The organism is Mesorhizobium sp. WSM4847, from assembly GCF_055811335.1.
Map to the genome: position 1 here is coordinate 98973 of NZ_JBVVPY010000023.1, position 24106 is coordinate 123078.

Below are 24106 nucleotides of genomic sequence, written 5' to 3' on the forward strand. Positions count from 1 at the left end.
GTACAGCAACCAGTGCAGAGGAGAACTCTGATGGCACCGCGCAGAAAACCCGACGATCCATCCGAAGGCCCGACCATCGAACAGCAGGATTGGGACGCGATCAAAGGCAGTAAAATTCTACCAGACACCGTGCCGGGAAACGGCGACATCCGTTACGATCTCGACAAAGAGGCTGAACTGCCCGAGGAAGACGACGACAATCCGTACCAGGAGAGCGACGAGGCGCTGCCGGACGACGAAGAGGAACGCGCCCTCTCGCGCAACCCCTCGAGGCAGGATATCGACGAGCCGTGAACGGCAGCAGTTCAATACCGTGGCAGCCGCACGGTTTCGGCCAAATTCCGTGAAAGTTCCTCCAGCGACAGAAAGGCCCGGCGGGGAGGAAGCGCCGGGCCTTTGTCCGAATGCCGTGCGATCGGCTGTCACAGTCGCTAGAGTAGAACGACTGCGCTTCCAACCGTTGCCGGTGGTTGCTGTTCCATCGAAACCGAAAAACATGGCGCGGTTCGCCAGCATTGCTGCTTGGATCGCCTTCGGCCCGACCTTCGATCACGATTTCTGTCTGACGGAACAACTCCAAAAAACGCTCGTTGGATACTCATCGCAACCAGCGATGCAGCTCTAATGGAGACCGACCATGATGAAAAAAATTGTTTCCGCAACCGCACTCAGCATTGCCCTTGCCACTTCGGCGATGGCGCAATCAAACGGCACTGGATCCGGCACCAACGATCCGGGAGCGGCCACCGGGACAGGCACTGGCACGATGGCTCCCGGCACCGATAATGCAACTCCTGCCGATCCAAACGTAACCGGTTCAACCACCGACGGCGCCGACGGCATGAGTGATCGGTGCAAGGACGTAGTGGAGGCCGATAAGAACACTGCCAGTGGCACTGCAACTTCGGATAGAGAGGATTGCCCCGAGTAACGGAGCCAAGGCCCGCTGAGGCCGCGGTGGCGCGCCGCGCCACCAGTCAGACAAAGCCGGGAACCGGCTTTGTCTTCCCGCTCAGTTGCGCGCCTAAGGTTAGCGCCTGCGGGAAATTCCGGACAATCGCCGCCATCCAGGTTGCGCTGCCTGGACTAACGGCAATCGCGGCAACTGCGGCGGCGGCGTAGAGCCGTGTTGAAAACAGACTTTTCCAGGCCGCCTCGTAGCGTCTGCCGGCCGTCTCGCGCCCTGCACTGCCGCTTGGCGCGCATGAGAGTTCGCAGGCTAGCAGCCAGCCGGACTGAAGCGCCATCGAGATGCCCTCGGCGATGACAGGGTGAGACTCTCCGGCCGCATTGCCGACGCGAAAGATGTCGCGTTCGTAGCAGGAGCGAATTCCCGGCCGGATCGGACCTGCGGCAAGCCAAGGCCCGTCGGCGTCAGCAGACTCTAGCGCATCCCTTACTCCCCGGCATGATTCCATCAGATGACGGGAGACCGCCTCGGCGGCCGACAAATGGCTCTGGTGTCTGGGGTGTTTGCGCAACCGTGCGAGCATATCGCGCCGAATGCAGCACGAGATCGACAGCCGGCCATGATCCGCCGAAACCATGCCGCCATAACCGCCAGGAAACACCAGCAACGGCATCAAATCAGGCGCCAGGGACGACCCGGTGAAATGCGCCTTGAAGCCGAACAGGTCCGAAGGGCGGTTGGTCTTTCCGAGCTGGCTGGGCAGCGGTCCTGGCTCCCAGGAGCCGTGTGCGGCGACAATCACCGGCGCGCGCAACATCGTCGTTTCGCTTCCGGCTTGAATTCCCACCAATTGCGCCTCGCCATCTGGGTCGATGGCGACGGCGCGGCAAGGCTGAAAGATTTCGACGCCCGCCGCTCGCGCCGCCTGCAAAAGCAGACAGTCGAAAATATCCCGGCCAAGCGCCCGGCCGAAACCATCTTTTTTCTCGCGGGGCCTATCTTTTGCAGGAGGCCCATCTTTTGCGGGAGCCCCATCTTTTGCAGGAGGCCAGTCTTTTGCAGGAGCCCCGTCTTTTGCGGGAGGCATTGCCGCCTCGGCGCAGGTCTCGCCGGAAAACAAGCCGACGCGGCGGATTTCGGGGCCGGCATTGGCACGCCACGCTTCGCCGATCTCCAGCTGGTCCAGAAGCGCAAGATTGCTTGCCGATATATATTCGCCGCAGACCTTGCGGCGCGGGAACACGCTCTTTTCCACAATAGCCACGGCCCATCCGCGCCGGGCCAGCGTCAGCGCGACGGACGTGCCCGCCGGGCCGGCGCCTATGACGATCGCGTCATGGGTCGACAATCGAGTCATAGGTCATGACCGGCGCTGGTGCCGACGAAAATGTGGGAAAAAAGGCCGGCGCGCCGTTCCTCGACCGGTTTGCCGTTTGCCGCGAGCCAGAGACCGGAAAGCTCGTTGCCGCGAAAGCCGGCACGCACACTTTGAGCCGCGTCTTTTCGTGTGACGTCATTGGCGCCGATTGCCGGGAGAAGGCGGGTCGCGGCCAATGCCAGTTTGGTCCGCAACGGCTCTGTCGCCAACAGCAGCGGGGCCTTCGGCGCCATCAGCGAAAACAGACGCACGAGCTCGCCATCGTCGAAGTGATGCAGAAAGAGATTGACGGTGATCGCGTCGAACCGCGTGCCCGCATTCTTTCTCGCCCAGTCGAAGACATCGGCGGTGACGCCTTCGACCATCCATCCCAGCCTGTCGAAATCGGCACGCAATTGCGCGGTGATGAGGTCGACGCGGTCGAGCATTACCAGTTCGACCCCAGGCCAATGCCCGGCCATGCGATGCGCCAACGCCAGCATGAAGGAGCCATCGCCGGCGCCGATCTCCAGAATCCGGCGCGGTGGCCCCGGCACGAATTTCTGCAGCAGCGATGCCATGATCCTGGCCTGAAACATCAGCGCGTTGATGCGACGGAGGTCACGACGCGCGGCAAGCGCTCGCGGATCGTCGGCCGCAAGTCCGTCGAGGATTTCCGGCGCAAGCTGGCGGTGCTCCAGGCTGCTCATGACGCCGTTCGGAAAAGCATGGTTTCGGCCGCCAGCCCGGGTCCGAACGACATGCCGCAGCCGAGCATGCCTGATGGCGCCTTCAACATCTCTTTCATCACGAACATGACGGTCGCCGACGACATGTTTCCATATCGGCGCAACACCTCGCGCGAAGGCTCCAGCGCGGTGGGCGCGAGTTCCAGGGCCCGTTCGACGGCGTCGAGCACCGAACGCCCCCCCGGGTGCACGGCCCAGAGATCGATCGCCTCGGTCGGCCGACCGCCGAGGATGGCGTCGTGATTGCTCCGCAACGCTTCGTGGATTGCTGCCGGGACCTGGCCGGAAAGAACCATTTCGAAGCCGTGGTCACTAATGCTCCAGCTCATCAGATCCCGCCGCTCGTCCGCCACGATGCCGTAGAAGCTTTCGAGCTCGATGCCGTGCGGCTCGGCAGTGACGAGCGCAGCCGCACAGCCATCGCCCCAGAGGCAGAACGACAGCAGCTTTTCCAGTTCGCTGGTTTCCCGCAGATGCATCGTGCAGAGTTCGATATTGACCAGCAGGACCCTGGCCTGCGGATCGGAGCGGACGATGTGGCGGGCAAGCTTGAGGCCGTTGATCGCCGCGTAGCAGCCCATGAAACCGATCATCGTGCGTTCGACCGTGTCCGGCAGTCCGCATCGCGCAACCAGCTCCAGGTCGATGCCCGGCGCTGAAAAACCGGTGCAGGTGGTGACGATGAGATGGGTGATGCGGGAAGCGCCGCCACCAAGCTCCAATCCGTCGACGGCTTTTTGCGCCAGAACAGGTGCGGCATGACAGAACATCGCCATTCTCTCGGCCGTTCCAGGAAAGGCACCCCGGATGAACCTCCCGGCCAGATCTGCTGATGGTCCTTCGGGGTCGCCGGCAGGTGCAAAGCATGAATAGCGGTGCTCGATACCGGCAACGTCAACCATGCGTTCGAAAATTCTTCGGCGATCGGCCGCAAGCATGGAGGCGGCGAAACGCAGATAGAATTGATGAACCTCGTGCTCCGGCACTGCTGTCGCGATCCGGTTGATATACGCTTTGGCCGGCATCTTCGGTCTCCACGGCGTCGCGCACGGTATTTTCTAAAACCACCGCCGGAGGTTGTTTGGTCATCGGCACCAGATGTCGGGCAGCAGGCATTGAGTTGTTGTTGATGAACGTTTCTGAGAACTGATTTCATCCCACCTGTGCTGTTGCCAGGCGATGCTGCGGTTCGCCGGCAATAGGAACATAGGCTCCATTACCGAGGCGTCCACCGAAGTGCCCGCGCTTCGGGCCGAGGCGCCATTGCTTCCGGCCCTCGGTGGGCGCGGTATTTTTCTGAGCGATGGAACATTAGCGCATACTAACGATTGTAGGGTGACAGCGAACATCTCCCGGATGTTGGCTGCTGGACCGGGATCCCGGTCGGCCCGCGCTCCTCCAGAGGCGCGAGCCTCCGGTCCAAAGAGTAATTGGCGGCTTAGGCTCAGTTTGGAACGAGAACGCCGTGAGGGCGTTCGCCATAATTATCGCGAGCCGCCACAGGCTCGCGGCAAAGATAAAGGAGAGCTGTCATGAACAATATCATCTGGCTGGTCGGGGCCGTCGTTATCGTAATTGCGATACTCAGCTTCCTTGGCCTTCGTTAGGTTCGCCTTTAGCGACGCCTACGCCGAGCAAGTCGTAATTTGGGTCGTCTCTGGAAGCCTGAGGTTTGCAGGCGCAGCAGCTATTGGCGCTAGCGAAACGACCCCGCTCTTTCACCGGCGAAGTTCCTTGCCTGATCCATACTCTCCCAGACGCAGCGCTCACGGCGATGAGCGGTGGCAGCCCGCTTGGCAAGCGGCCGGCTTAAGTTGCTGCCGGACCAGATCGCGACTGGCCGGGTGCGGGCGCCGATTGACGTTGCTGTGCCTTTTCTTCATTCTCCTGTTGCTGCCTGATACGAGATTCAGCAATGAAGCGCAGTCTCGCTTTCGGTGTGATTGTGATCGCCGTCCTCGGCCTGCTGGGCGGCGCCGCACTTTTGATTGCCGGCCAGTCCAGAGTTTCGCAAGATGCGATCCAGTCGTCGGTTACCCGCACCGCTGAATTGATCGACAGCGCCTGGAAGCTGCCCGTGGCTGCCACGTTCGATGCCGACGTCACATGGCAATCAAACGGATCAAGGTGCGGCCCGGCAAGTGTCGCAAACACATTCCGCTCCATCGGCGAGGAGGAGACAACCGAAGCCGAAGTCCTCGCTGGAACCGGAAAGTGCTGGACGGGCTTCTGCATCATCGGGCTCACGCTGGACGAGCTTGCCGAGGTCGCTCGAACGAACACCAAGCGGAAGGTCTCCGTGCTTCGGGATCTGAGCGCCGATGCATTTCGCGAGCACATGAAGCGCGCCAACGATCCCGGCCGCCGTTACATCGTCAACTTTACCCGTGAGAAGATTTTCGGCGCCGGCGTTGGCCATTTCTCCCCGGTCGGAGGATATCTGGAGGCCGAGGACATGGTCTTCGTCCTCGATGTAAACGAGGATTATAAGCCTTGGCTGGTCGAGCGTGAGCGCCTGTTCTCAGCCATGGACACAATCGATAGCGATGGCGACAAAAAGCGCGGCTTGCTGCTGATCGAGTAGCGAAGTCGCAAGCTTTTCGATTGCCTTGCCTTCAATCGACCAGCACAGCGACCACTGCGGTGCAGTCGCCCGCCTTGACCAATCCAGGGAAATGGCGGGCAGCCAAAAGACCCGACATCCTTGCCCTGATCTCCTGAGGTGCGGCACCGGTGCGGCCGATGGAGTGGATGCGCGCCAGGACCTGGCCCTTCTCGACAGGCTCGCCGAGATCGATCATCGTTTCGATCATCCCGTCGTCCTCGGCGAACGAGAAACAATCGCCCGACGGCATGTCGAGCCAGCGGGTCGGCTGCGTCTCGACCGCACCGGCGACAATGCCGGCATGGCGCAGCACATTGAGCACGCCGCGACGGGCGATCCGCACCGTTTCCGCGCGGGAGGTGCCACCGCCGCCAAGCTCCGTGGTGATGAACAGCTTCCCCATCTCCTCGGCGGCAGTGTCGAACATGCCGACCGCGTCGATTTCCAGCATCTTCATCGACCAGGGTGCCGAGAACGCCTCGACCACGGCGAAGCCCTTCGCCTCCAGCACTTTGTCGGGCCGGATATGGGCGGCGCAGAACGGCACGAAGTCGAGCGTCTTGCCGCCGGAGTGGAAGTCGAGCGCGATGTCTGCGCGGGGAAGCAACTCACGTTGAAAATAGTCCGCGATCTTCTCGGTCACCGTCCCGTCAGGCCGGCCGGGAAAGCTGCGGTTCAAATTGCCCTTGTCGATCGGCGAGGTGCGGGTGCCGGCGCGGAACGCCGGATAGTTCATTGCCGGCACGATGATGACCGTGCCGCTGACTTGCTTGGGATCGAGCGTGCGGGCGAGATCGTAGAGCGCCAGCGGCCCCTCATACTCGTCGCCATGGTTGCCGCCGGTGAGCAATGCGCTTGGCCCGCTGCCGTTGCGGATCACGCAGATCGGGATCATCACCGATCCCCAGGCTGAGTCGTCGCGGCTGTAGGGCAGGCGCAAGAAGCCGTGCTGCACGCCGTCGCGGTCGAAGTCTACGCTCGGCGTGATTGGCGATGGGCGAAGGCTGGACATCGGGCTCAATTCTTGACCACCAGTTTGCGCGGCACATTGGCCAGGCACTCGACGCCGGTCTCGGTGATCAGGATGGATTCGGTGATCTCCAACCCCATCGTCTCCAGCCACAGGCCGGTCATGAAATGGAAGGTCATGCCGGGCTTCAGGTCAGTGCGGTCGCCGGGGCGCAGGCTCATAGTGCGCTCGCCCCAATCCGGCGGATAGGAAAGCCCGATCGGATAACCGCTGCGGTTGTCCTTGACGATGCCGTATCTCTTCAGCACCGCGAAGAAGGCGTTGGCGATGTCCTCGCATGTATTGCCGGGCTTTGCCGCGGCCAACCCCGCTTCCATTCCTTCCAGCGTCGCCTTCTCGGCATCGAGGAATTCCTGCGTCGGTCTACCGAGGAACACAGTCCGCGAAAGCGGACAATGGTAGCGGTTGTAGCAGCCGGCGATCTCGAAGAAGGTGCCCTCGCCCGACTTCATCGGCCGGTCGTCCCAGGTCAGATGCGGCGCCGACGCATCGGCGCCCGACGGCAGCAGTGGCACAATCGCCGGATAGTCGCCGCCAATTCTTCCCTCTGGCCCGTCGACGCCGCGCGTGCCGGCATCATAGATCTCGGCGACCAGGTCGCATTTGCGCATGCCGACTTCGATCTTGTCGACAATGCGCTGGTGCATCGCTTCGACGATGCGGGCGGCCTTGCGCATATAGTCGATTTCGGTCGGGCTCTTCACCGCTCGCTGCCAGTTGACGAGTGCCGTGGCGTCGACGAAGCGGGCATTGGGCAGATGTTTCTGCAGCGAAGCGAAGGCAGCGGCCGAGAACCAGTAATTGTCCATCTCGACACCGATGCTGAGCTTGCCCCAGCCACGATCGGCCAGCACCTGCGAGAGAAAATCCATCGGGTGGCGTTCGGTCGACTGCACATAATGGTCGGCATAGCCGACGATGTTGTCGTGCGCGAGATAGGCGGTGCGCTTGGCGCCGTTGGCGTCCTGGCCGCGCCCGTACCACACCGGTTCGCCCGACGGCGGCACGATGACGGCCTGGTGCACGTAGAACGACCAGCCGTCATAGCCGGTCAGCCAGGCCATGTTGGACGGATCGCTGACAACAAGCAGATCGACGCCCTCGGCTTCCATGGCCTTCCGGGTCTTGGCGAGGCGATCCGCATATTCGCCGCGCGAGAATTTTAGATTGGGCTGCATTGTTCTTGGTCCTCGTTTGTTGGGCCTTGCGGCCGGCATCAGCTTTCGAAAATCGTACCCGTCTTGGCCGCCCGGGCACGGTCGCGGGCGAGCGTGGCGATCGCCGTGTCCTGCACGCCGGTGCCGGTGAGGTCGGCGATGGTGATGTCGCTGGCCGAACGGCGGCCATGTCTATCGCCGGCGATGATCTGGCCGAGCTCTGTGATCTCGGCATCGGCTGCCATCACCCCCGTCGCGATGGCATGATGCAATTCGCCCAGCAGCCGCGTCTGCTTCGCGCTGTCGGCGACGTAGAGATCGGCCATGCGCAGGATCGCCGGCGCGATCTCGTTCTTGTGCTCGGCGTCCGAGCCCATCGCGGTGATGTGCTGGCCGGCCGAGACGAAGCCGGCCTTGATCAGCGGTTCAGTCGACGGCGTCGTGGTGACGATGATGTCGGCGCCGACCGCCGCCTCTGCCGCGTCGGGCTCGGCGAGCACGACGATGCCCAGCTTTTCGCGCAATGCATCCGCCGCGGCTTCGGCCTTGGCGGCATCCCTCGCCCAGATCCGCGCCTCGGCGATCGGCCGCACCAGCATAAGCGCCTCGAGCTGCAGTCCCGCCTGAACGCCGGCGCCGAAGATCGCGGCGATCGAAGAATCGGCTCGCGAAAGATGTTTCGCCGCGACCGCTCCGGCCGCCGCCGTGCGGATGTCAGTCAGATAGCCATTGTCGAGGAGCAGCGCCTCGACTAGTCCGGTTTTTGAAGACAGCAGCACCATCATGCCATTGACGCTGGGCAGGCCGAGCTTCGGATTGTCGAAGAAGCCGGGACTGATCTTGACGGCAAAACCGTCGATGCCAGGCACATAGGCGGTTTTGACGTCGACCTCGCCGCGATGCTCGGGAATGTCGAGCCGCAGGATCGGCGGCATCGCCACCGGCAAGGTGGCAAGCGCGCGGAACGCATTTTCGACGCAGGCGACGGCATCGAGATCGAGCTTCACGATCGCGCGCAATTCGGCTTCGGTCAGTATCGTCATCCGGCTCATGCGGCGCTCTCCTCAAATGCTTCGCCACAAACGACTTTCCTGTGCAGCGTCATGTCGATATTGCGGCCCGACAGAATGAGCACAGTGGGGCCGCTCGCCCTGACCTTGCCGGCAAGCACGGCGGCGATGCAAACCGCGCCGGCGCCTTCGACGATCTCGCGCTCCTGTTCATAGGCGTGGCGGATGCCGGCGGCGATCTCGTCCTCATTGAGCAGGATAACATCGTCGAGCAGGTCGCGGCACATCGAGAAGGTCAGCCGATTGTCGAGGCCGATACCGCCTCCGAGCGAATCCGCCAGCGTCGGCAGTTCCTCGACCAAGACCGGATGTCCGGCATCGAGGCTTGCCTTCATCGCCGCACCCCGCGCCATCGAAACGCCGATGACCTTCGTGCCGGGGCTGACGCCCTTCACGGCAGCGGCGACACCCGCCGCCAGCCCGCCGCCGGACAGCGGCACCAGCACCAGGGCAGCGTCAGCAACCTGCTCGATGATTTCCAGCCCAAGCGTGCCTTGCCCGGCGATGATATCGGGATGGTCGAAGGGCGGCAGCATGATCAGACCGTCTTCCGCGACCAGCCGGTCGACCTCCTGCTGCGCATCGTCCTGGCTGTTGCCGACGATGCGTATCTCGGCGCCGAGCCGGCGGATTTCGTCGAGCTTGTTCTGCGGCACCAGTCGCGACATGCAGATCGTCGCACGCATGCCTTCGAGCTTCGCCGCGTGGGCCAGCGCCCGGCCGTGATTGCCGGTCGAAGCGGCGACCGCGCCGCGCGCCTTCTCCTCGGCGTTCAGCGAAGCGATGGCGTTCGAGGCGCCACGCAGCTTGAAGCTGCCGGTGGTCTGCCGATGTTCGAGCTTGAGATAAACGGGCGCGCCCAAGTGCCCGGAAAGACTCGGGGAAAGCACGGTCGGCGTGCGCTCGACCTTGCCTGCGACGCGCTCGCGGGCGGCGCGGATATCCTGAAGGGTTACAGACATGCCTGTTGCCAGAGGGGGGTGCTCGCTCATGCCGGACATCGCCTCATTGTCTCAACAGGGTCATCAGACGGCCGAATTCGGCGCGCGGCTCGTCGTCGCCGCAAAGCCGCAGGCAGTTCCAGGCGGTCGCCTGGTTGCTGGTCACCACCGGACGGCCGATCGCCTCTTCCATGCCGACGACGGCAAGTGCGGCCCGCAGCGCCGTGCAGGAGACGAACAGCGCGTCCGCTTGCGCATCAGTCGCCTCGCGCGCCAGATCGACCAGCGTGGCCGGTGCAATCCGCGCCATCTCGCGGTCGTCGTCGAAGCCGAGACAGGTGAAGCTGGCGATCTCGAAACCGTGCGCCGCGAAATAGGCGGCCATCGGCCGGCTGGTCTCGACGGTATAAGGAGTGAGAATACTGATCGTCCTGGCGCCCAGCGCTTTCAAGCCGCGCACCCCTGCCATCGGCGGCGTAACCACGGGTACGCCCGGCTTGGCCGCCTGCACCGCTGCCTCGATCTCGGCATCGCCGATGACGACTGAGGCCGAGGTGCAGGAATAGCAGACCGCGTCGAGCGGCTCATCAGGCAGGATGAGCGCGGCGCCCGCCGTCAGCGACGGCTGCATCTTGCGCAAATTGTCCGGCGTCGTCGGATTGGCATAGGGGATGCGCGCGACATAGACGCCGATCCGGTCGCCTGCCACCATGCGGCGAAAATCCGGTTCGGTCGTATGGTCGGTGGCAAGGATGATCAGGCCGACGCGCTTTTCCAGCGGACGCGCGTCGAGCGCCGGCCGTGTCGAGTGCAAGCGGATGTCGACTGGAGCGGTCACCACGCGCTCCTTGCCAATGGTTTGGTCGAAGGAACTGTCATTTTTCAATGCGCCCGTAGCGGCGTTCCAGCCAGCGCAGCAGCACGACCGAGAACAGGCTGATGACGAGGAAGAAGGCGCCGACCAAGGTCATCGGCTCGACATAGCGGTAATAGGTGTTGGCGACGCTCTTGGCCTGGTTCATCAGTTCCAGCACGGTGATCGCCGAAAGCAGCGGCGTCTCCTTGAACATGGCGATAAAATAGTTGGCAAGCGCCGGGATCATCGGCGGGATAGCCTGCGGCATGATGATGTGGGTCCAGGTCTGCCTGGCGTTGAGATTGCAGGCCTTGGCGGCTTCCCACTGGCCGCGCGGCACATTGTCGATGCCGGCGCGATAGACCTCGGCCGTGTAGGTGCCGTAATGCAGCCCGAGGCCGATGACGCCCGCCACCAGCGGCGGCAGCAGGATACCGATGTCCGGCAGCACGTAGAAGATGAAATAGAGCTGCACCAAGAGCGGCGTGCCGCGGATGAACTCGGCAAGGAAGCCGACGCTGCGCGACAAGCCCTTGTTCGGCGAGCGCCGCGCCAGCGCGATAGCCAAGCCGACCATCGCTGCCAGAACCGAGCCGAGCAGCGTCGCCAGGATGGTGATCTTCACGCCCTCGATCAGGGTCGGCATGATCTCCCAGACGAAATTCCAATCCCATTCCATTACGAGGCCCGATCCATCAGACGCGCACCCCGTCGAGGCCGCGCGCCATGCGGCGTTCCAGCGAACGCACCCCCCACGAAATGATCAGCGCAAGGCCGAAATAGATGACGAGAATGGTGGTGAACGGCACCAGCGTGTTGCCGGTCTGCGAGCGCACGACCTGGGCCTGGAAGGTCAGGTCGGTGAGCGAGATCAGCGAAACCACGGCGGTGGCCTTGAGCAATTCGATGGCGTTATTGCCGAAGGTCGGCAGCATCATCAGCAGCGCCTGCGGCAGGATGACATGGCGCATGGCTTGCCAGCGGCCGAGATTGACCGCGGTGCAGGCCTCGTACTGTTCGCGGCCGATCGACTGGATGGCGCCGCGCACCACCTCCGCGCCATAGGCGCCGACATTGAGGCCAAGCGCCAGCACGCCGGCCTGCAGCGGCGTCAGCGAAATGCCGATGAAGGGCAGCACGAAATAGGCCCAGAACAGCTGCACGAAGATCGAGGTGCCGCGGAAGAATTCGATATAGGCGGTGGCCAGCGCCCGAATGGCGAAAAAACGCGACAGCCGCCCCAGCCCGGCGAGAAAGGCCATGATCAAGGCAAGCACCGACCCCATCAGCGTCAGCTCGATGGTAACAAGCGCTCCCTGCAATATCAGGCCGAAATAGCCGGACCATTGGGTCATGAAGTTCGAATTTCCAGCGTTTTACGGTTACAGTCTTGGCATCTTCTCCCCGTTCACGGGGAGAAGATGCCGGCAGGCAGATGAGGGGCAGAGCCAATTTGGCAGAACTGGCGCTGCCCCTCATCCGTCACTTCGTGACACCTTCTCCCCGTGAACGGGGAGAAGGAAAAAGGCGCCTATTTTGCCGAGCAGAGCTTGTCGCGGCTCGTCGACATCGCCGCCGCGGCCGAAAAACCGTAGGGCTCGATGATCTTGGCGAATTCGCCGGACTCCTTCAGCTTGGCCAATTCCACGTCATAGGCGTCGCGCAGCGCCTCATCGCCCTTCTTGAACGCCGCGCCGTCGCAATAGACCGGCGCGCCGACCACCGGGGCGACGACTTCGAGGTTCGGATCGTTGGCCTTCTTGACCAGATCGTTGATCGACAGCACCGGCAGGGAATAGGCGTCGATGCGGCCGTCCTGCAGCATCTTCAGGCCGCTCTGGCCGTCCGGCACGACGATGACGCGGTCACGCGGCACGCCGGCAGTGAGCGCCAGCTTCTCCTCGGTGCCGCCGCCCGGCGCCCCGATCGTTGCGGTGGCATCCTTGGCGACATCCTCATAGCTCTTGAAGCCCTTCGGGTTGCCCTTCTTGACCAGCATCGCCTCGGCGTCGCACAGCACCGGCTCCGAATAAGCGACCGCCGCGCAGCGCTCCGGTTTCATGAACAGGCCGGCGGTGACGACGTCGAAACGGCCGGCCTGCAGGCCAGGGATCATCGCGCCATATTCCGAAATCGAGGCGACGATGTCGTTGACACCAAGATGCTTGAAGATTTCACGGGCCACATCGGGTGCCGCACCCGAAACCTTGCCGTCGGCCGCAACCGCCGTATAGGGCGGCTCGTTGGCGATGGCGACACGGGCGAAGCCCTGTGCCTTGAGTTCTTCGAGCTTGCTGTCGTCGGCCGATCCCGCGGTCGAAGCGGCCAGAATTGCGGTCAGCGCAACACCGGCGACGCCGGCCAGAATGCCAAGTTTCTTCATTGTTCCCAACTCCTTGTTTCTCTTTTGGTTTGGTCGTTCCACGGGACGGCTTCGCCGCCCTGGGAGGACGGCGCTGCCGCCCGGGGCATGGCAGTCAGACGCGATGTCCGGCCGCGATGATCTTCTTCAGGAAAGCTTGCGTACGCTCCTGCTTGGGGTTGCGGAAAATCTCGTCCGGCTTGCCTTCCTCGACGATCTTGCCGCGGTCGAAGAACAGAACCCGGTCGGCGAAATCATGGGCAAAACCCATTTCGTGGGTGACCAGCAGCATGGTCATGTCGGTCTCGGAGCAGAGCCGCCACAACACGTTCAGCACCTCCTCGACCAGTTCCGGATCGAGCGCCGATGTCACCTCGTCGAACAGCATGATCCTGGGCTGCAGCGCCAAGGCGCGAGCGATGGCAACGCGCTGCTTCTGGCCGCCGGAAAGCTGCGCCGGCATCGCTTTCGCCTTGTCGGCCATGCCGACCATATCGAGCAGTTCCATCGCCCGTTTTTCGGCGGCGGCGCGCGCCATGCCCTTGGTCAGGATCGGCGCCAGCGTGACGTTGTCGATGACGCTCTTGTGCGGAAACAGGTTGAACAGCTGGAAGACCATGCCGATCTTCTGGCGCATTCTTGCCAGATGCCGTTCGTCGGCGGGCAGCAACTGGCCGTTGCGCTCCATGTGGTAAAGCTGCTCGCCGTCGATCTGGATGTGGCCGCTGTCGATCCTCTCCAGCGTCATCAGGATGCGCAGGATCGTCGTCTTGCCGGAGCCGGATGGGCCGATCAGCGCCAGCTTCTCGCGCGGCATGACCTGCATCGACAGTCCGTCCAGCACCTTGAAGGTGCCGAAGCTTTTCGAAATGGCATCGATCTTGATGATGGGCGCGGACAAAGAATTTCCCCGTGCTGGAGAAGCTGTGCCTTAACGATGCGGAACGCGCCAAATCATGTCAATCAGGAAAATAAACTCATGACAATGTTTCTGACTCCGCAGAATTTCGCGGCAATGCTTGCCTAGATCGCCAGCAGCAGATGCTCCGGGTCGCCGAGCAGAAGCTTGGTGACAACACTGAGGCCGGCGCGCAGTTCCCCCTCGGTGGTCGAGCCCAGCGAGATGCGCACTGCCGGCTGCCAGGGCGCCGCCGAAATGCGAAACGATGTGCCTGGTGCGATCGCCACGCCCTGCAGGCGGGCCTGTGAGACGAAGCCCTCCTCGGCGCGGTCGCCGGGCAGTTCCAGCCACAGATGCAGCCCGTCACGATGGACGCGGTAGTCGACCCCGGCAAGCACCTGAGCGGCAATCTCCTGCCGCCGCCGCAGCGCCGACCGTTGCCAGCGGACGAGTTCCATCGCCGTGCCGTCGGTCACCCATTTTGTCGCGATCTCCGCCACCATCGGCGTCGCCATCCAGTTGGAGACGAGATGCCGGTTGGCGACGGCAGCGACATAGCGGTCGGGCGCCGCGAGATAACCGATGCGCAGGCCCGGCAGCACGATCTTGGTGAAGGAGGTGACGTAGAGCGTGCGCTCGGGCGCGAAGGCGGCGACCGGCGGCGGACGCCCCTCGACCAGCGGCCCGAGCACGTCGTTCTCGATGATGGCGATGTCGTGCCGGCGCGCCACCGCAGCGATCTGCTCGCGCCGCGCGGCATTCATCAATGTTGCAGTCGGATTGATCACCGAGGGCTGCACGAACACGGCGCGGATGTCGGAAAGCCGGCACGCCTCGTCGAGCGCCTCCGGGATCAGGCCGTTGTCGTCGATCGGCAGGCCCTCGAGGTTGAAGCCGAGATAGCGCGCCAGCGGGATCAGCGTGTGATGGCCGATCGCCTCGGTGGCGACGGTCGAACCCGGCGGCGCCACGCTCATCAGCGCCACCGTCATGCCGGCCGTGGCGCCGTTGGTCAGGCTGACATTCTGCGCCGACACGTCGAGACCGCACAGCCGCAGCCATTCGACCGCCACTGCACGGTGGCGCGGAAACACCATGTTCGGCCGGAACGACAGCGCCGAGGTCGACGGCAGGTTCTCGGCGAGCCAGCCCAGCGCCTGCTTCAGCCTCTCCAGATGCATCGGCTCGCAGACCGGCTTCAGGATCGACAGGTCGATGACCTCGCCAAGGCGCTCCGGCAGATAGGGCGGCTCCGGCTCGCGGCGCTGCGTCTGCACGAAGCTGCCGCGGCCGATCTCGCCGGAGACCAGGCCCCGGCGGATCAGTTCCTCATAGGCGCGGCTGACTGTCTGCACCGAAAGCTTCAAATCGTCGGCCAGCCGGCGATGCGTCGGCAGCCGCGCGCCGTTGGCCAGCCGTCCGTCATGAATGGCGCGCGCGAACTGGTCGGCGAGCGATTGATAGGCCGGCCGCCGGATAAGCGCTGGATCTGGACGCCACAATGTCATGACATATTAGAGATCGAAATCAGTGCAATTGACAATCGAAATAATGCGCCGTCATGGTGTCGCGGAAAAAAGTGGACGCTCATGGCCGCATTGAAACTGGATCAGATCGACCTGAAAATCCTCGACGCGGTTCAGCGCGACGGGCGCATCACCAAGCTGGCGCTCGCCGACAAGGTCGGCCTGTCGCCGACGCCGTGCTGGATGCGGTTGCGCAAGCTGGAAAAGGCCGGCATCGTCTCCGGCTATCACGCCAGGGTTGCAATGCGCGCCGTCGCGCCGGTCGCCACCGTCCTGATGGAGGTGACGCTGGCCAGCCACCGCCAAGCCGATTTCGACCGTTTTGAGCGCGTCATCCGCGACGTCCCCGAAATCGTCGCCTGCTGGTCGGTGGGCGGCGGCGTCGACTATCTGCTGAAAGTGTTGGCGCGCGACATCGACGCCTATCAGCGGCTGGTCGACGCCCTGCTCGAACGCGAGATCGGCATCGACCGTTATTTCACCTACATCGTCACCAAGACGGTGAAGGAGGAGGTCGCCTTGCCGGTGGCCGATCTGTTGCCGACGCCGTCGTGAGGTCTGAGCAAATCGCAAAGAGCCCCCTCATCCGGCCGCTTCGCGGCCACCTTCTCCCCGGCGGGGAGAAGAGAAAGGTGCCGGCGCTGCGATCTCCTCTCCCCTCGGGGGAGAGGTCGGATTGCCCCGAATTGCCCTTTGCAATTCGGTTGGCAATCCGGGTGAGGGGGCACTTCCTCGATGAGATAGCCCAGCCTATAAGCTGAACAGATTGTCTGCCCGAGCAGCCCAATAGAGACAATCTCTCTACGCGTGCGCTCCGAAACAGCCTCTCTGTCTGCGCCGCGCGCATAGTCTCTCCGCATCACTGCGAACCGGGAGACCTCGAACATGTCCGCGCATTTTGCCCGCCCACAACGCCACGAAGCGCTTGACCGGCTCGCCGACCACCGGCTGCTGCGCCAACTCGCCTATGTCGACGGCCACTGGACGGCGAGTGAAGCCGCCGAGAGTTTTGGGGTGGCCGACCCTGCTACAGGCGCCACCGTTGCCTGGGTTGCCGCGCTCGATGCCAGGCAGACGAGCAAGGCGATCGACGCGGCGTCGCGCGCCTTTCCCGCCTGGCGCGCGGCTCTCCCACAGGAACGCGCAAGAATCCTGCGAAAATGGTTCGATCTGATCATCGCCGCCAAGGACGATCTGGCGCTGTTGATGACGCTCGAACAGGGCAAGCCTCTCAAGGAATCGCTTGGCGAGATCGACTACGCCGCCTCCTTCGTCGAATGGTACGCCGAGGAGGCAAAGCGCCTCAACGCCGAAAGCGTCACCAGCCATTTGCCAAACGCCGAGATGATGGTACGGCGCGAACCGCTCGGCGTCGTCGGCGTCGTCACGCCGTGGAATTTTCCCGCAGCCATGCTGACCCGCAAGGCGGCGGCCGCCCTTGCCGCCGGCTGCACCATCGTCGCGCATCCTTCGTCGGAAACGCCGCTGTCGGCACTGGCGTTGGCCGAGCTCGGCGAACGCGCCGGCCTGCCGGCTGGCGTCTTCAACGTTCTCACCGGCAAGGCCTCGACCATCGTTGGGCGGATGTGCGAAGATCCGCGCGTCCGCGCCATGAGCTTCACCGGCTCGACCGAGATCGGCAGGCTTATTGCCGCGCAAAGTGCGCCGACGATGAAGCGGCTGGTCATGGAGCTTGGCGGCCATGCGCCGCTGATCGTCTTTGCCGACGCCGATCTCGACAAGGCGGTGACCATCGCCGTCGACGCCAAATTCGCCACTTCCGGCCAGGATTGCCTTGCCGCCAACCGCATCTATGTCCAGCGCCCGATTTATGATCGTTTCTGCGCCGCTTTCGCCAAGCGCATCGAGGCGCTGCGGACCGGCAATGGCCTGGCCGATGACATCGACATCGGGCCGTTGATGCATGAGCGCGGTGTCAAGAAGGTCGAGGAGCAGGTTGCCGATGCGCTCGCCCATGGCGCGCGCTGCCTCACCGGCGGCGGCAGACATCCGGCCGGGCCGCTGTTCTACCGGCCGACCCTGCTCGCCGATGTCACCGACGACGCGCTGATCATGCGCGAGGAAACTTTTGGTCCGATCGCCGCGGTGACGACCTTCGACAGCGAAGACGAGGTCATCGCCCGCGCCAACGCCACCGAATTCGGGCTCGTCGCCTATGTCGTCACCGAGAACGGCGGCCGCCAATTGCGCATGGGCCGCGCGCTCGACTACGGTATGGTCGCCATCAACCGCGTCAAGATCACCGGCGCGCCGATCCCGTTCGGCGGCGTCAAACAGTCCGGCATCGGTCGCGAGGGCTCGCGCCACGGGCTCGAAGCCTTTACCGATCTCAGATATCTCTGCCTGGACGTGGCGTAAGGTGTATCGACATTCAGGTGATGCCGGTCTGCAAATGGCGGCGTCCTGCGCTTCCGGTGCTCCGTACGAAAAGTACGCTCCGCTCCGGTTCTCGGAAGCCACTTCGACTCGGCCTAGCCTGAATCTCGACACACCTTAGGCCGCGTCGGGACCATCTTTCTTCAAGGAGTTAAAAAAATGCTCGACCAGTCCAACGAACTCGCCGCCTGGGACCGCGACCACTTCTTCCACCCCTCGACCCATATGGGCACGCATGCACGGGGTGAATCGCCGACCCGCGTCATCGCCGGCGGCGAAGGCGTCACCATCTGGGACAATAACGGCCGCAAGAGCATCGATGCCTTCGCCGGGCTCTATTGCGTCAATGTCGGCTATGGCCGCCAGAAGATATCAGACGCCATCGCCGCCCAGGCCAGGAACCTTGCCTATTACCACGCCTATGTCGGCCACGGCACCGAGGCGTCGATCACCCTTTCCAAGATGATCATCGAGCGCGCCCCACAAGGCATGTCGAGGGTCTATTTCGGCCTCTCCGGTTCCGACGCCAACGAAACCAACATCAAGCTGATCTGGTACTACAACAACGTGCTCGGCCGTCCCGAGAAGAAGAAGATCATCTCACGCTGGCGCGGCTATCACGGCTCCGGAGTCATGACCGGATCGCTGACCGGGCTCGACCTGTTCCACAACGCCTTCGACCTGCCGCGCGCGCCGATCCTGCACACCGAAGCGCCCTACTATTTCCGCCGCGCCGACCGCTCGATGAGCGAGGAACAGTTTTCCCAACACTGTGCCGACAAGCTCGAAGAGATGATCCTGGCCGAGGGCCCGGACACGGTCGCCGCCTTCATCGGCGAGCCGATCCTCGGCACCGGCGGCATCGTGCCGCCGCCCGCTCTGTACTGGGAAAAGATCCAGGCGGTTCTGAACAAATATGATGTGCTGCTGGTCGCCGACGAAGTGGTCACCGGCTTCGGCCGGCTGGGCACCATGTTCGGCTCCGACCACTACGGCATCAAGCCCGACCTGATCACCATCGCCAAGGGACTGACCTCGGCCTATGCGCCGCTGTCGGGCGTCATCGTCTCGGATAAGGTCTGGCAGGTGCTGGTCCAGGGTTCGGACAAACTCGGCAGCATAGGCCATGGCTGGACCTATTCGGCGCATCCGATCTGCGTCGCCGCCGGTGTCGCCAACCTGGAACTGATCGACGAGATGGACCTGGTGACCAACGCCGGTGAGACCGGCGCCTATTTCCGCGCCGAACTGGCGAAAGCCGTCGGCGGCCACAAAAATGTCGGCGAGGTGCGCGGCGACGGCATGCTGGCGGCAATCGAATTCGTCGCCGACCGGGACGACCGCGTGTTCTTCGATGCCGCGCAAAAAATCGGGCCGCAGGTCGCGACCGCGCTTGCCGAGCTTGGCGTCATCGGCCGCGCCATGCCGCAAGGCGACATCCTCGGCTTCGCGCCGCCGCTGTGCCTCACCCGTGAAGAGGCCGACATCATCGTGTCGAAGACGGCCGATGCGGTGAAGAGCGTGTTTGCCAGCATCTAATTATCGACCTTGGTGCCGCCCCTCATCCGCCTGCCGGCACCTTCTCCCCGTGAACGACGGGGAGAAGGGACAAGCTCCAGCGCTGGCGACCCCCTCTCCCCGTTGTTCACGGGGAGAGGGTAAGGGTGAGGGGCAGCGCGAACCTGGAATATCTGGAAGCAACATCAATGACCTCCAAAGCCCTCCCCGCCACCATGGCCGCCATGCTTCTGACCGGTCACGGCGGGCCGGAAAAGCTTGTCTATCGCACCGATGTGAAAGTGCCCTCTCCCGCCCCCGGCGAGGTTCTGGTCAAGGTCACGGCGTGCGGCATGAACAACACCGATGTCTGGGTGCGCCAGGGCGCCTATGGCACGGAAGAAGATGCTGCCGCCGTGTCGACCTGGCGACGTCAGGGCAATACGCTGACCTTCCCGCGAATCCAGGGCACCGACACCGTCGGCAACATCGTTGCCGTCGGCGAGGGTGTTTCTTCGGCCCGCATCGGCGAGCGGGTGATGGTCGATTTCTCCATCTACAACCGCGACGATGATTCACTCGCCGACATCGACTATATGGGCCATGGCCGCGACGGCGGCTATGCCGAGTTCCAGACCGTGCCGGCCGAGAATGCCCATGTCGTCGCCACCGACCTGACCGACGTCGAGCTCGCCACCTTCTGCTGCGCTTACCTTACCGGCGAACAGATGCTCGAACGCGTCGCATTGAAGGCCGGCGAGCGCGTGCTGGTCACCGGCGCCTCGGGCGGCGTCGGCTCCGGTATCGTGCAGTTGGCGCGGGCGCGCGGCGCCATCCCCTATGCCGTCGTCGGCAAGGGCAAGGAACAGGCGGTGCTCGCCATCGGCGCCGAGGCGGTGATCACCCGTGGCGTCGCCGATCTGCCCGCCGCCGTCAACGACGCAACCGGCGGCCAGCCGATCGACGTGGTTGCCGACCTCGTCGGCGGTGCGATCTTCAACGACCTGTTGCGCATCCTTCGGCCCGAGGGTCGCTACACCACCGCCGGCGCGATTGCCGGCCCGGTCGTGCAGCTCGATCTGCGCACCATGTATCTCAAGCAATTGCAGCTGCACGGCTCCAGCCAAGGCACGCGACACGACTTCCGCCGTATCGTCCGCTACATCGAGGAGAAGAAAATCCGGCCGCTGGTCGGCGGTGTCTACAAGCTCTCCGATTTCCACCGCGCCCAGGCGGATTTCATTGCCAAAGATTTTGTCGGCAAACTGGTGGTCGTTCCGGACGCCGTTGCGGATCGTCGATAAGATGAAGCACGTAGTCTCTGCATAGAGAATTTGGTTCTTTGACTGAGCCTGAAAAGGCCGTGGGTGGTCGCTGCCCGACCAGACTGCAGCCGATCTCCAACGCTGGCGATTGGCATAAGCCTTCGCATTCCAGCTAGTTTCCGTCCATAATGCTGCGGCTCAGAATAAAAGCGCTCTGTAGCGATCCTTCGCGCCCCCCTCTGTCCTGCCGGACATCTCCCCCACTTGGGGGGAGATTGGCAGCTTCGCGGACAGCGTCCCTTTTGCAAGGTTGATGGTTGGCGAAATCAGTGATCAAGGCCAATCTCCCTCCTTGTGGGGGAGATGTCCGGCAGGACAGAGGGGGGCGCTGTCCCTCCGCGATCAAAGCATTCTGCACCGCAGCAGCGCTCCAAGGTAACGGAATGGGTCCCAGGGCCTGCGCGCAAAACCATTCTGATTTGGCCACACGACGGCAACAAGGATTCCTGAACCTCTCCTGCGGCGTTATAAGTTTTTCGCAATTTTCTTATAACGCCGCTTGCGGACGACCGTCTTCATGTCAGGCGGCTCCAATTATAAGAAAAATGCGGTTCTCTTATAACGGCATGATCTCGAGCGACGCGCGCCAATTACAGGACCTGCTTGGCCGCGGCTTCGAGCGATCTTTCAAACGCGTCGATCACCTGATCGACCTGGGGCTCGGTGATGATCAGCGGCGGGCAGAAGGCCAGTGCATCGCCCATGTTGCGCGAGATGACGCCGTTCTGCTGCATGAAACCGTTGACGAGCCCGCCCAGCGCGCCGGCCGTCTCCCACGGCGTCTTGTTCGCCTTGTCGCCGACCAGTTCGACCGCCGCGATCAGGCCGACGCCGCGCACCTCGCCGACAAGCGGGTGCGAAGCGAGCTTGCGCAGCCGCTTCTGCATATGCGCGCCGACCGTGCGCGCATTGCCGACGAGATCGCGCTCCTCGATCAGCTTCAGGTTCTCCAGCGCGACCGCCGCCGCAACGGGATGGCCGCCGCCGGTGAAGCCGTGGCCGAAGGTGCCGATGCGATTGCTTTCGTCGGCAATCGGCTCGAAAACCTTCTCGTTGATCAGCAAGGCCGAGATCGGCAGGTAGGACGAAGAGATCTGCTTCGACAGCACCATGATGTCGGGCCTGATGCCGAAGGTCTGCGAGCCGAACATTTCGCCGGTTCGGCCAAAGCCGCAGATCACCTCGTCGGCGACGAGCAGGATGTCGTATTTCGACAGCACCGCCTGGATCTTCTCCCAGTAGCCGGCCGGCGGCACGATGACGCCGCCGGCGCCCATGATCGGCTCGCCGAAGAAGGCAGCGACGGTTTCCGGGCCCTCGGCCAGGATCAGCTTTTCCAGATCGTCGGCAAGCCGGCTCGAAAACTCTCCTTCGCTCTCATTCGGCAGCGCCTCGCGCCAGTGGTGCGGCGTCGAGGTGTGCAGCACATTGGCGATCGGCAGGTCGAAGGAATTGTGGTTATTGGGCAGCCCGGTCAGGCTCGCCGAGGCAATGGTGACGCCGTGATAGCCGCGAATGCGGCTGATGATCTTCTTGCGCGCAGGCTGGCCGAGCGCATTCGACCGGTACCAGATCATCTTCATGGCCGTATCGTTGGCCTCGGAGCCGGAATTGGTGAAATACGCCTTGCTCATCGGCACCGGCGCCATCTGCACCAGCTTCTCGGCGAGATCGATCAGCGGCGAATGCGATTTGGAACCGAAGTCGTGGTAGTAAGGCAACTTGGACATCTGGCGCACCGCAGCGTCGACCAGCCGCTTCTCGGAGAAGCCGACCGCGACGCTCCAAAGCCCGGCCATCGCCTCGATATAGCGGTTGCCGGCGAGATCCTCGACATAGATGCCGTCGCCCTTCTCGATGACCAGTGGCCCTGCTTCATCGTGCTTGCGGGCATTGGTGTAGCCGTGCATGTGGTAGCTGATGTCGCGGGCTTCGGGAGAATTCGGTCGAGCGTCCATGATGGCTCCTGTCCTGCATGTCGGGACGTGCGTCCTGCCGCCGTTCGGCGTGCGCATCGGCCTCTGGATTAATGCTGTTTGCTGCATCCGTTTCTTGTAAGGGTGTCAAGACCTTTCGGAAGGGCCGGCGGATGGACGGAAGACATGCAGAATTTCAGCTTCGAGGCTGCTGAACGCGGGAACCTGCGCCAAGCCGGCTGTGCGCATGGCCAAGACTTGATCCCCGAACGGCTCACCAGCAGGCACAACAACAAGGCTGAGGTGGCCTGATCGTGGACCATGTCGACTGCATCGTCGCCGGCGCCGGCGTCATTGGCCTCGCGATCGCGCGAGAGATGGCGCAGCGCGGCATGGACACCCTGATCCTCGAGGCCGAGAACGCCATCGGCACCGGGACGAGTTCGCGTAATTCCGAGGTCATCCATGCCGGCATCTACTATCCGGCCGGATCGCTGAAGGCCCGGCTCTGCGTGGCAGGCCGCGAAAGGCTCTACCGTTATTGCCAGGAGCGGGCGGTGCCGCATGCGCGCTGCGGCAAGCTCATCGTCGCCACGGATGCCGAACAGGAGCCGATGCTCACTTCGATCCTGACCAACGCCGCTGCTTGCGGCGCGGGCGATTTGACGCCCTTGGCCGCAGCAGAGGCGCGCAGGCTGGAGCCCAAGCTGCGCTGCACGGCCGCGCTTTTGTCTCCCGCCACCGGCATCATCGACAGCCACGCGCTGATGCTTGCGCTGCTGGGCGACGCCGAGGAGCACGGGGCGGCGCTCAGCCTCAACACCCGCATCGTCTGCGGCCGCATTGAAAATGGGCGCATCGTACTCGGCACGATAGACGGCACCAGCGGCGAGCGCTTTGAAATCGCCACCGCGCGCTTCGTCAACGCCGCCGGGCTCGGCGCCACGGCACTTGCCGGCTCGCTTGACGGGTTCGACCGGCAATTCGTGCCAGAACTTCGCTACGCCAAGGGCAATTACTTTTCGGTCGCCGGCCGGGCGCCGTTCTCGCGGCTGGTCTATCCCGTGCCCGAACCCGGCGGGCTCGGCGTCCATCTGACGCTCGACCTCGACGGCGTCGCCCGCTTCGGGCCTGACGTCGAATGGACCGATCAACTCGACTATCGCGTCGATCCAGCGCGTGGCGAGCGCTTCTACGACGAGATCCGCAAATACTGGCCGGACCTGGCCGATGGCAGCCTGCGGCCGGCCTATAGCGGCATCCGGCCGAAGCTCTCCGGTCCCGGCGAAGCCAATGCCGACTTCGTCATCCAGGACGCGGCGGTGCACGGCGTGGAGAGCCTGGTCAATCTGTTCGGCATCGAGAGCCCTGGCCTGACCTCAAGCCTGGCGATCGCCGACCATGTCGCGCAGCGCCTCGCGCCGAAGGCCAGCTAAGGTCAGGACCTATTAATCCGGTTGAATTGATGGTGAGCGGCTGATTCATTGTTGGCGGAGGTGCCACGATG

The 24106-nt window shown here is 63.5% G+C and carries 23 protein-coding genes; 9 read left to right on the forward strand and 14 right to left on the reverse strand.

The features are described from left to right. The first annotated feature begins 30 nt into the window (after positions 1-30). Both AC0L28_RS27435 and AC0L28_RS27440 read left to right on the forward strand, forming a co-directional pair. Complete coding sequence (locus AC0L28_RS27435; protein WP_473481386.1) at positions 31-294, forward strand: hypothetical protein; 264 nt, start codon at positions 31-33, stop codon at positions 292-294. Positions 295-637: 343 nt separating this feature from the next. After that, complete coding sequence (locus tag AC0L28_RS27440; protein WP_473481388.1) at positions 638-931, forward strand: hypothetical protein; 294 nt, start codon at positions 638-640, stop codon at positions 929-931. Positions 932-977: 46 nt separating this feature from the next. Here the strand turns inward: AC0L28_RS27440 and AC0L28_RS27445 are convergent, their stop codons facing one another. The 3 genes from AC0L28_RS27445 to AC0L28_RS27455 are packed head-to-tail and all read right to left on the reverse strand — an operon-like array spanning position 978 to position 4041. Next, positions 978-2267 (reverse strand): NAD(P)/FAD-dependent oxidoreductase, encoded by a 1290-nt coding sequence (locus AC0L28_RS27445; protein ID WP_473481390.1) that lies wholly within the window; start codon positions 2265-2267, stop codon positions 978-980. Then, positions 2264-2977, reverse strand: coding sequence for a methyltransferase domain-containing protein (locus AC0L28_RS27450; RefSeq protein WP_473481392.1), 714 nt, complete (start codon positions 2975-2977; stop codon positions 2264-2266). Before AC0L28_RS27450 ends, AC0L28_RS27445 begins: the two co-directional genes overlap by 4 nt. Next, on the reverse strand, positions 2974-4041 hold the full coding sequence (locus AC0L28_RS27455; protein ID WP_473481394.1) for a type III polyketide synthase: 1068 nt from the start codon (positions 4039-4041) through the stop codon (positions 2974-2976). The genes AC0L28_RS27450 and AC0L28_RS27455 overlap by 4 nt, the downstream gene beginning before the upstream one ends. 890 nt (positions 4042-4931) lie before the next feature. Between AC0L28_RS27455 and AC0L28_RS27460 the strand changes: the two genes are divergently transcribed. Next, positions 4932-5600: a phytochelatin synthase family protein gene (locus AC0L28_RS27460; protein ID WP_287342162.1), complete on the forward strand. Its 669-nt coding sequence runs from the start codon at positions 4932-4934 to the stop codon at positions 5598-5600. Between the two features lie 31 nt (positions 5601-5631). Here the strand turns inward: AC0L28_RS27460 and doeB are convergent, their stop codons facing one another. From doeB to ehuR, 10 genes are all read right to left on the reverse strand, one after another. Next, a complete protein-coding gene (gene doeB / locus AC0L28_RS27465; RefSeq protein WP_287171126.1) occupies positions 5632-6633 on the reverse strand; it encodes a N(2)-acetyl-L-2,4-diaminobutanoate deacetylase DoeB in 1002 nt (333 codons plus the stop codon). Positions 6634-6638: 5 nt separating this feature from the next. After that, a complete protein-coding gene (doeA, locus tag AC0L28_RS27470; RefSeq protein WP_473481396.1) occupies positions 6639-7829 on the reverse strand; it encodes an ectoine hydrolase DoeA in 1191 nt (396 codons plus the stop codon). Between the two features lie 38 nt (positions 7830-7867). Then, complete coding sequence (eutC, locus tag AC0L28_RS27475) at positions 7868-8860, reverse strand: ectoine utilization protein EutC (RefSeq protein WP_473481398.1); 993 nt, start codon at positions 8858-8860, stop codon at positions 7868-7870. After that, entirely contained in the window at positions 8857-9840 is a 984-nt protein-coding gene (gene eutB, locus AC0L28_RS27480) for a hydroxyectoine utilization dehydratase EutB (protein WP_128173103.1), read from the reverse strand. The genes eutC and eutB overlap by 4 nt, the downstream gene beginning before the upstream one ends. Positions 9841-9883: 43 nt before the next feature. Then, positions 9884-10657 carry an ectoine utilization protein EutA gene (gene eutA, locus AC0L28_RS27485; RefSeq protein WP_473481400.1) on the reverse strand — a complete coding sequence of 258 codons (774 nt, stop codon included), beginning with the start codon at positions 10655-10657 and terminating at the stop codon, positions 9884-9886. A 37-nt stretch (positions 10658-10694) separates the two neighbouring features. Then, on the reverse strand, positions 10695-11354 hold the full coding sequence (ehuD, locus tag AC0L28_RS27490) for an ectoine/hydroxyectoine ABC transporter permease subunit EhuD (protein WP_027155679.1): 660 nt from the start codon (positions 11352-11354) through the stop codon (positions 10695-10697). Between the two features lie 16 nt (positions 11355-11370). Continuing rightward, on the reverse strand, positions 11371-12030 hold the full coding sequence (gene ehuC, locus AC0L28_RS27495; protein WP_473481402.1) for an ectoine/hydroxyectoine ABC transporter permease subunit EhuC: 660 nt from the start codon (positions 12028-12030) through the stop codon (positions 11371-11373). Positions 12031-12206: 176 nt separating this feature from the next. Beyond that, the gene (ehuB, locus tag AC0L28_RS27500; protein ID WP_473481404.1) at positions 12207-13058 is read right to left on the reverse strand and encodes an ectoine/hydroxyectoine ABC transporter substrate-binding protein EhuB; all 852 of its coding nucleotides are present in this window, start codon (positions 13056-13058) and stop codon (positions 12207-12209) included. Between the two features lie 94 nt (positions 13059-13152). Next, entirely contained in the window at positions 13153-13938 is a 786-nt protein-coding gene (gene ehuA / locus AC0L28_RS27505; protein WP_473481406.1) for an ectoine/hydroxyectoine ABC transporter ATP-binding protein EhuA, read from the reverse strand. Between the two features lie 122 nt (positions 13939-14060). Continuing rightward, the gene (gene ehuR, locus AC0L28_RS27510) at positions 14061-15446 is read right to left on the reverse strand and encodes a MocR-like ectoine utilization transcription factor EhuR (RefSeq protein WP_023797845.1); all 1386 of its coding nucleotides are present in this window, start codon (positions 15444-15446) and stop codon (positions 14061-14063) included. A gap of 90 nt (positions 15447-15536) precedes the next feature. Between ehuR and AC0L28_RS27515 the strand changes: the two genes are divergently transcribed. The 4 genes from AC0L28_RS27515 to AC0L28_RS27530 all read left to right on the forward strand — a co-directional run bounded on the left by AC0L28_RS27515 (position 15537) and on the right by AC0L28_RS27530 (position 20662). After that, on the forward strand, positions 15537-16019 hold the full coding sequence (locus AC0L28_RS27515; RefSeq protein WP_473481428.1) for an Lrp/AsnC family transcriptional regulator: 483 nt from the start codon (positions 15537-15539) through the stop codon (positions 16017-16019). 330 nt (positions 16020-16349) lie between these two features. After that, positions 16350-17843, forward strand: a complete 1494-nt coding sequence (locus AC0L28_RS27520; RefSeq protein WP_473481408.1) for an NAD-dependent succinate-semialdehyde dehydrogenase — start codon at positions 16350-16352, stop codon at positions 17841-17843. A 177-nt stretch (positions 17844-18020) separates the two neighbouring features. Then, positions 18021-19400 (forward strand): aminotransferase, encoded by a 1380-nt coding sequence (locus AC0L28_RS27525; RefSeq protein WP_473481410.1) that lies wholly within the window; start codon positions 18021-18023, stop codon positions 19398-19400. 167 nt (positions 19401-19567) lie between these two features. After that, entirely contained in the window at positions 19568-20662 is a 1095-nt protein-coding gene (locus AC0L28_RS27530) for an alcohol dehydrogenase family protein (RefSeq protein WP_473481412.1), read from the forward strand. Positions 20663-21273: 611 nt separating this feature from the next. Here the strand turns inward: AC0L28_RS27530 and AC0L28_RS27535 are convergent. After that, positions 21274-22641, reverse strand: coding sequence for an aspartate aminotransferase family protein (locus AC0L28_RS27535; RefSeq protein WP_473481414.1), 1368 nt, complete (start codon positions 22639-22641; stop codon positions 21274-21276). Positions 22642-22785: 144 nt separating this feature from the next. Here AC0L28_RS27535 and AC0L28_RS27540 point away from each other — a divergent pair, with 144 nt between their 5' ends. Both AC0L28_RS27540 and AC0L28_RS27545 read left to right on the forward strand, forming a co-directional pair. Further along, on the forward strand, positions 22786-22911 hold the full coding sequence (locus AC0L28_RS27540; protein ID WP_023797838.1) for a hypothetical protein: 126 nt from the start codon (positions 22786-22788) through the stop codon (positions 22909-22911). Between the two features lie 2 nt (positions 22912-22913). Next, on the forward strand, positions 22914-24035 hold the full coding sequence (locus AC0L28_RS27545; protein ID WP_473481416.1) for an NAD(P)/FAD-dependent oxidoreductase: 1122 nt from the start codon (positions 22914-22916) through the stop codon (positions 24033-24035). The last annotated feature ends 71 nt before the right edge of the window (positions 24036-24106 follow it).

Bases quoted from the DNA above. Each gene is read 5' to 3' on its own strand.
- ehuD (WP_027155679.1), bottom strand. From the start codon at position 11,354: ATGGAATGGGATTGGAATTTCGTCTGGGAGATCATGCCGACCCTGATC.
- ehuC (WP_473481402.1), bottom strand. From the start codon at position 12,030: ATGACCCAATGGTCCGGCTATTTCGGCCTGATATTGCAGGGAGCGCTT.
- AC0L28_RS27450 (WP_473481392.1), bottom strand. From the start codon at position 2,977: ATGAGCAGCCTGGAGCACCGCCAGCTTGCGCCGGAAATCCTCGACGGA.
- AC0L28_RS27445 (WP_473481390.1), bottom strand. From the start codon at position 2,267: ATGACTCGATTGTCGACCCATGACGCGATCGTCATAGGCGCCGGCCCG.
- ehuR (WP_023797845.1), bottom strand. From the start codon at position 15,446: ATGACATTGTGGCGTCCAGATCCAGCGCTTATCCGGCGGCCGGCCTAT.
- AC0L28_RS27540 (WP_023797838.1), top strand. From the start codon at position 22,786: ATGCAGAATTTCAGCTTCGAGGCTGCTGAACGCGGGAACCTGCGCCAA.
- doeB (WP_287171126.1), bottom strand. From the start codon at position 6,633: ATGTCCAGCCTTCGCCCATCGCCAATCACGCCGAGCGTAGACTTCGAC.
- AC0L28_RS27525 (WP_473481410.1), top strand. From the start codon at position 18,021: ATGCTCGACCAGTCCAACGAACTCGCCGCCTGGGACCGCGACCACTTC.
- eutB (WP_128173103.1), bottom strand. From the start codon at position 9,840: ATGTCTGTAACCCTTCAGGATATCCGCGCCGCCCGCGAGCGCGTCGCA.
- ehuB (WP_473481404.1), bottom strand. From the start codon at position 13,058: ATGAAGAAACTTGGCATTCTGGCCGGCGTCGCCGGTGTTGCGCTGACC.
- AC0L28_RS27530 (WP_473481412.1), top strand. From the start codon at position 19,568: ATGACCTCCAAAGCCCTCCCCGCCACCATGGCCGCCATGCTTCTGACC.
- eutC (WP_473481398.1), bottom strand. From the start codon at position 8,860: ATGAGCCGGATGACGATACTGACCGAAGCCGAATTGCGCGCGATCGTG.
- AC0L28_RS27440 (WP_473481388.1), top strand. From the start codon at position 638: ATGATGAAAAAAATTGTTTCCGCAACCGCACTCAGCATTGCCCTTGCC.
- doeA (WP_473481396.1), bottom strand. From the start codon at position 7,829: ATGCAGCCCAATCTAAAATTCTCGCGCGGCGAATATGCGGATCGCCTC.
- AC0L28_RS27535 (WP_473481414.1), bottom strand. From the start codon at position 22,641: ATGGACGCTCGACCGAATTCTCCCGAAGCCCGCGACATCAGCTACCAC.
- AC0L28_RS27460 (WP_287342162.1), top strand. From the start codon at position 4,932: ATGAAGCGCAGTCTCGCTTTCGGTGTGATTGTGATCGCCGTCCTCGGC.
- AC0L28_RS27520 (WP_473481408.1), top strand. From the start codon at position 16,350: ATGTCCGCGCATTTTGCCCGCCCACAACGCCACGAAGCGCTTGACCGG.
- AC0L28_RS27455 (WP_473481394.1), bottom strand. From the start codon at position 4,041: ATGCCGGCCAAAGCGTATATCAACCGGATCGCGACAGCAGTGCCGGAG.
- AC0L28_RS27435 (WP_473481386.1), top strand. From the start codon at position 31: ATGGCACCGCGCAGAAAACCCGACGATCCATCCGAAGGCCCGACCATC.